The 1,347-nt window shown below is 64.4% G+C and carries 1 protein-coding gene; it reads left to right on the forward strand.

Annotated features, from left to right (window positions below; genetic code table 11):
- Positions 1-333 precede the first annotated feature (333 nt).
- Positions 334-1,347: sugar ABC transporter substrate-binding protein (locus APM_RS12630; RefSeq protein ID WP_007423764.1), on the forward strand; the 1,014-nt coding region annotated here is incomplete at its 3' end.

The following is a 1,347-nucleotide window of genomic DNA, read 5'->3' on the forward strand; positions in this document are numbered from 1 at the left end:
CCGCAAGGCGCAACGCGATCGCCCGGCCGATGCCGGACGCCCCGCCGGTGACGAGGGCGAAGCGGCCCGCGAAACGCGCGGCCTGCCCTTGTGCCGAATCTGCCTTTGTCATGCCGACGTCCTCCCGCGCATGAGTGGTGTCCGGCGACGTTAGTCCGCGCCCCGCACGCCGACCACCCCCGGCAAGCCGGTTCGGATAAACGATTTATATTCGCAATGTTTCAGATGTCCTCCAACAAAGTCGCGAGGCGTCGCGGGGGCACGATTTCGCTGATTGCGTTTTTATTGAGGGTCAACTAAATATAAACGGCAATCTTCTCAGGGAGGAAGCCGATGACAAAGAAGATAGAAGATCAGGTCAGTGACATTGTCGCGTCCCGCCTGCCGCGCCGCGCGGTTGCGCAGGGGGTGACGTTCGGCGCGGCGGCGGCGATGCTCGCCGCGGGGGCCCGCACCGCCGAGGCCGCCGGCAAGGATCCGTTTCCGACGCACAAGCGCTGGAAGTTCGTGTTCGTCAATCACGTCACCACCAACCCGTTCTTCGTGCCGACCCAGTACGGCATCCATGACGCCTGCCGCCTGCTCGGCTGCGAGTGGCAGTGGACCGGATCGCAGACCTCGAACGTCGCCCACATGGTGAACGCGATGGACGCGGCGATCGCCGGCAAGGCCGATGCGATCGCGGTGCCGCTGGTCGACCCGACCGCGTTCAACAAACCGACGGAACGCGCGCTGGAGGCGGGAATCGCCGTGTTCTCCTACAATGCCGACGCACCCGCCGGCTCGGGGAACAAGCGCCTCGCCTATATCGGCCAGGACCTGTTCCTCGCCGGCTACCAGATGGGCGAGAAGATCGTGAAGCTCGTCGGCTCCGGCGAGGTCGCGCTGTTCATCGCAACACCCGGCCAGCTCAACATCCAGCCGCGCATCGACGGCGCCGCGGCCGCGATCAAGAAGCTCGGCAAGAACATCACCTATCATGAAATCGCGACCGGGCCGACGGTGAACGAGGAACTCTCGAAGATCCGCGCCTATTATCTCGGTCACCAGCACGTGAAGGGCATGTTCGCGGTGGATGCCGGCTCGACCCAGGGCGTCGGCGAGGTGATGAAGCAGTTCGGCCTCGCCAAGAAGGGCGTGCATGGCGGCGGCTTCGACCTGCTGCCGAAGACGCTCGACCTGATCAACAGCGGCGATCTCGACTTCACCATCGACCAGCAGCCCTACCTGCAGGGCTTCTACACGGTCATGGAGATGTTCATGTTCCTCGCCTCCGGCGGACTGGTCGGGCCGGCCGAGATCAACACCGGCCTGAAATTCGTGACCAAGGGGGCGGTGAAGCCGTAT

The organism is Acidiphilium sp. PM, assembly GCF_000219295.1.
Lineage (GTDB): Bacteria > Pseudomonadota > Alphaproteobacteria > Acetobacterales > Acetobacteraceae > Acidiphilium > Acidiphilium multivorum.